The organism is Candidatus Palauibacter soopunensis, from assembly GCF_947581735.1.
GTDB classification, from domain to species: domain Bacteria; phylum Gemmatimonadota; class Gemmatimonadetes; order Palauibacterales; family Palauibacteraceae; genus Palauibacter; species Palauibacter soopunensis.
This window is the reverse complement of record NZ_CANPVT010000014.1, coordinates 1-5288: the sequence shown is the minus strand read 5'-3', so window position 1 is coordinate 5288 and position 5288 is coordinate 1. Positions and strand designations below refer to the sequence as shown.

Here is a 5288-nt window from a genome sequence, read left to right as displayed (position 1 = left end):
TGGACGAGGTGGGCCGCGCCGAGGCGCTGGCCTACGAGGCCGCGACCGCGCAGGCGGACCCGCTCGATCCCACGACGAAGTACTTCCTGAACCGGTTCGTCCACGACTTCCATTCGCGCCGCCGCGCGACGGCGCAGGAGCAATGGACGCGGAGCCTCCGGTTCCTGAGCACGGACCTGGCGAACGCGGCATTCCAGAGGGACGGCGCGGAGGTCGCGAGCGTGGCGGCGGGCACCGCCGACACCGAGACCGAAGTCGAGCAGGTGGTGCTCCGCATCCATCCCGCGCCCGAGCCGCCGCACGGCGCGACGGCCGACTTCGACCTCGTGCATCTGAGGGGCGAACAGGAGCTGCGGCGCGAGCGCTGGTCGCTCACGCTCCGGTTCGAGTTCCTCGACAGCATTCCAAACGAGCTGGTCGTCCACAACCCGATGGGACTCCTCGTCACCTACATGCGGGCCGACCGGGCGCTCGTGACGGGGGACGAGCGATGATCGCGCATCTCAAGGGGCGCGAAAAGGCGCTGAAGGCGTTCGGCTGGACGGGCAGGAGGGCCGAGTGGATCGCGCTGGTCTGCCTGCACAGCGGCGTGTTCACCCGCGACCAACTCTCCGGCTGGCTCGGCATCCACCGCCGCACCGCCCGCCGGTTCATCCGGGACATGTCGGACCGGCGGCTGGCGTCCAGGGACCGGCTTGCGGGCCGGAGGATCTGCCGGGTCTACGCTCGCGCCGTCTACCGGGCGCTCGGGGCCGAGGACATCCGCCATCGCCGGATCGCCTCCGTCCCGGTGCTCCTCCGCCGCCTGCTCTCGCTGGACTACGTGATGGGTCACACCGACCAGGCGTGGCTCCCGACCGAACCCGAGAAGGTCGGCGCGTTCGAGGCGCTCGGCATCGAGCGCGCGCTGCTGCCCGTGCGCGTCTACCGGGGCGGCGGCGGCAATACGCGCCGCTACTTCCCCCTCAAGCTGCCCGTCGCGCTCGACGCTGGTGGCGCGGTGTTCGTCTACGCCGATCCCGGCCACGAGACCACGACGGGCCTCCACTCTTGGGGTCGCACACACCGGGAACTCTGGGGCGCGCTCCGGGACCGGGGCCTGCCCGTCGAGGCCGTCGCGGTAGTTCTGAGCGACGGGGAGTTCGACCGAGCAGAGAACGTTCTTGCCAACTGGACCTCCCCGGCCCGGTCCCCCAGCCGCTCGAAGGTGTCCGCGACCGGCCGCGAGATCCGCCGCGAGATCGATCGTGTCGAACAGGGCATCCGCAGCAGGGACGCGGAGGTGATCGGGGAGCACGGCAGCCTCCGGGGCTGCCTGGTCCGGCTCGCGGAACTCCGGGCCGCGCTTCCGACCGCACCGTCCGAAGTGATGATCGACGGCTTCACGGTGTGGCGTTCGAGCCGCCTGTCGGGGGACGTGTTTTGAGCGCCGGCAGCGGACGCAGGTGGCAAGTCCTGCGTGTCCGGCTCACTTTGGGGGTCGCCGGACACGAAATCTCCGTTCGGCCGGACACGGCCCCGGCCGCCGATGTCGCTGGTGCGCTTACGGTTGGGCCGCGGCCAGCGGAGCGCGGGTGCCGATCCGCGCTCCCTGGACGTGGCTGGGAGCGACCCCCCATCTCGGCAAACCTCGATTGGCGCCGGGGTGGATGGAGCCGGACATCCCCATCCTCCCCTCCGCTGCGGGGTCGCTCCCAGCCAGCAGTCCTTCCAGGAAGGGTGTCCAGCCGATGAGAACGGGCACGCCCGCCATCATCGGGTCCGCCATCGGCGCGGTCGGCGCGCGGGCGCTCAAGGCGCCGTTCCCGCCGCCGGGCGCGAACCAGTACCTCGACCTGATCGCCTCGAACGATCCGGGCCTGCACGCCGCGCTCCGCGTCTGGCACCACGCGTGGCCCGCCGTACTGGTCGTGCTCGCGGGCTCGTTCGCGCTCTCGGTCTGGCGGGTCTGGCTCCAGCCGCTGTTCCGGACCAAGCGGCGGGGCGAGTTGCCCGAGTGGCCCGCTTCGCCCGCCGACGATGCGCCCTCGCTCGTGATCGGCGAGCTGCACCATCCGACCGTGCCGGAAGAGAGCGAGCAGCCGTCGTGGCTCGTGGTCCCCGAGAAGGGGCTCTACACCGGCACGCTCATCGTGGGCGCCGTCGGCACGGGCAAGACCAGCGGCTGCATGTACCCCTTCGCCCGCCAGATCCTCTCCTGGCGGGCCGACGATCCCGGCCGCCGCGCGGGCGCGCTCGTGCTGGAGGTCAAAGGCGACTTCTGCCACCAGGTCCGCGGCATCCTCGAAGACGCGGGGCGCGCGGACGACTACCTCGAAATCGGGCTCGGCGGCTCGCTCCAGTGGAACCCGCTCGACGATCCGCTCTTGGACTCCTACTCGCTTGCCTACGGCGTTGCATCCCTCATCAACCAGCTCTTCGGCAAATCCAGAGAACCGTTCTGGCAGCAGGCGTACACGAACCTCGTCCGCTGGATCGTCGAGCTGCACCGGCTCCTGCCGGGCGGCTGGGTCACGCTCCGTGACATCTACCGCTGCACGGTGGACGCGGAGCTTCTGGCCCGGAAGATCCGCGAGGCCCGGGACCTGGCGGACCAGGTATCCCCGGTGGATGCCGTGATCGGCGACGACGCAATGATCGCCCACGCGGACGCGCTCCAGGAATGGGAATGGGATCCGGTCGGCACCGACGGGGTGCGCTCGCGGCTGGACGCCAAGCTGCGGGCAAAGCTGGCGAAGCTCGAAGTCACCTACGCGGTGGAGCCGGCCGGGGGCGGCGCGGGCGGCGAGTACCGGGAGCGGGTCGAGGCCATCGAGCGGTGGTACGACAAGGACTGGTCGGCGCTGGACGCCAAGCTCCGCACCTCGATCGTCGAGGGGATCAGCGTCTTCCTCTCGCTCTTCGACCAGCCGGACGTGGCGGGCGTGTTCTGCCCGCCGCCCCCGACAACCCCGGAGCCGGAACCCGTTCGCGGCGGCGAAGCCGACGTGGACGAGGGGGCGAAGGCTCCGCCCATGCCGGGGCTCCGCAGGAGGCTGCCCCCGCTCTCCGAGTTGATCGAGGGCGGCAAGGTGCTGGCGCTCAACATGCCGGCGGGCGCGAACCCGGCCTTGGCCCGCGCCATTGGCGTACTGCTCAAGAGCGCCTGGATGCAGGCGCTGCTCCGGAGGCCCGCCGAGGCCGCGCGGCGTCCCGGACGCTACATGCGGCCCGCCGTGTTCATTTGTGACGAATACCAAGCGTTTGCGACCGTGGGGCAGGACGACCCGGCGGGCGACGAGAAGGCGTTCGCGCTGACCCGGCAGTGCCGCTGCATCCCCATCGTCGCCACGCAGTCGATCTCGTCGCTCCGCTCCGTGCTCCCCTCGGGCGAGGCGTGGCGCACGCTCGTCCAGACGCTCCGCACCCGGATCTTCCTGTCGCTGTCCGACGAGGCGTCGGCCAAGGCCGCGTCGGAGATGTGCGGCAGCGTCATGAAGACGCGGGCCTCCTACACGTTCACCGAGACCACGGGCAGGCCCGAGTTCTCGCTCCTGTCCGGCCGCGCCGGGGGCGGGCGCGGCACCATCGGCGCGAGCAAGTCCTTCCGCCGGCAGAGCGAGCCGGTGTTCACGCCGCGCGAGTTCGGGCTGCTCGCCAACTACCAAGCGATCTGCCTGCCCTACGACGGGGTCGAGTCGCTCCCCGCCCGCCGCGTCTACCTGAAGCCCCACTACCTGCCGAGGGAGACGGGCTACTGGCGGCTCCGGGAGGAGGGGCGGATATGAAGCGCGCCAGCGGCGTCGGCCACCTCGCCCCGTTTCTCCCGGGGTTGGAGTCCCTGCTCGAAGACCCCGGGATCTCCGAGATCATGATCAACGGTCCCGGCAACGTCTGGGTCGAGCGTGCCGGAAGGCTGGAGCCCCACGAGGCGCCCGGACTCACCGCCGCCTGGCTCCACCGCGCGGCGATCCACATCGCCCGGCCGCTCGGGCTCGATCCCGCCGCGAGGCCGGTCCTGGACGCGCGGCTCGGCGACGGATCGCGGGTCGCCATCTGCACGCCGCCCGCCGCGCCCGAGGTCGCCATCACCATCCGCCGGTTCGGGGGCCGGGCGTTCACGGCCGAGGACCTCGTGTGCATGGGCTCGCTGCCGGAGCCGGTCCTCGAAGCCGCCCGGACGACGCTGCTTGCCCGCCGCAACGTCCTCGTCTCCGGCGGCACCGGATCGGGCAAGACGACGCTTCTGAACGCGCTGATCGAACTCCTGCCCGACGACGAGCGGATCGTCGCCATCGAGGACACGCTCGAACTGAGGATCGACCGCGCCAACGGCCTCCGGTTCGAGGCGGGAGCCACCCACGACACGCCCGTGTCGATCCGCGATCTGGTGCGCCACGCGCTCCGCCACCGCCCCGACCACATCGTCGTCGGCGAGGTGCGCGGGGCCGAGGCCGCCGATCTGCTCCAGGCCCTCAACACCGGACACGGCGGGTCGCTCACGACCGTCCACGCCAACAACGCCCGCTCCGCGCTCTCGCGCCTCGCCAGTTGCGCCATGCAAGCCGGGGACGCGCTGCCCTGGGAGGTCACCTGCCGGGGCGTCGTGGACGGGATCGCGCTCGTGCTGCACGTGGCGCGCCGGGACGGCCGGCGGTTCGTCGAGGAGGCGCTCGAAGTGCGCGGCTACGACGCGGCCACCGGCCGCTGGAACACCGCGCCCATCTGGGGCGGGGCGGCGAAGCCCCGCAAGGAAGCACCAACCCACACACCAAGGAGGTGAACGCATGAAGTGCGACGACACGACCATCCGCGTCGAGACGTTCGAGGACTTCGACCGCGAACTCGCCCGCGATGGCGGCGAGACGCTCGAAGTCGAGGCCGACCTGGCCAAGGAGTACGGCCTCTTCCCCGAGGACGTGGGGAGCGAGGACGAGATCGCGGCCGCCTGGGGCGACCCGCACGGCGAGGAGGTGGACGCATGAACCACGACGAATACCACCGCAAGTTCGCCGACGCGATCATCGAGCAGATCAGGCAGGGCACCGCGCCCTGGCAGAAGCCGTGGGCGCCGGGCGAGCGCGTGATGCCCATGAACGTCGACACCGGTCGCTCCTACCGGGGCGGCAACAGCCTGCACTTGGCCGCCGTCCAGCAGGAGCAGGGCTACGGCGACGTGCGCTGGGGCACCTACCGCCAGATCCAGGCGCGCGGCGGACAGGTCAGGAAGGGCGAGCGCGGCACCCGCATCCTCTCCTTCCAGGACCACAAGCGGATCGCCGTCACCGACGCGCAGGGCAATCCCAGGC

The 5288-nt window shown here is 71.4% G+C and carries 6 protein-coding genes; all 6 read left to right on the top strand.

What is annotated here, in order from left to right; all coding sequences use genetic code 11:
• The coding region (locus RN901_RS06275) for a VirB8/TrbF family protein (protein WP_310757076.1) at positions 1-494 on the top strand (494 nt) is incomplete at its 5' end.
• Complete coding sequence (locus RN901_RS06270) at positions 491-1426, top strand: hypothetical protein (RefSeq protein WP_310757074.1); 936 nt, start codon at positions 491-493, stop codon at positions 1424-1426. The genes RN901_RS06275 and RN901_RS06270, both read left to right, overlap by 4 nt.
• A 304-nt stretch (positions 1427-1730) precedes the next feature.
• Positions 1731-3767, top strand: a complete 2037-nt coding sequence (locus tag RN901_RS06265) for a type IV secretion system DNA-binding domain-containing protein (protein WP_310757072.1) — start codon at positions 1731-1733, stop codon at positions 3765-3767.
• Complete coding sequence (locus tag RN901_RS06260) at positions 3764-4762, top strand: ATPase, T2SS/T4P/T4SS family (protein ID WP_310757071.1); 999 nt, start codon at positions 3764-3766, stop codon at positions 4760-4762. The genes RN901_RS06265 and RN901_RS06260 overlap by 4 nt, the downstream gene beginning before the upstream one ends.
• A 4-nt stretch (positions 4763-4766) precedes the next feature.
• Positions 4767-4964 carry a hypothetical protein gene (locus RN901_RS06255; protein ID WP_310757069.1) on the top strand — a complete coding sequence of 66 codons (198 nt, stop codon included), beginning with the start codon at positions 4767-4769 and terminating at the stop codon, positions 4962-4964.
• A partial coding sequence (locus RN901_RS06250; RefSeq protein WP_310757067.1) for an ArdC family protein occupies positions 4961-5288 on the top strand: 328 nt, incomplete at its 3' end. The genes RN901_RS06255 and RN901_RS06250, both read left to right, overlap by 4 nt.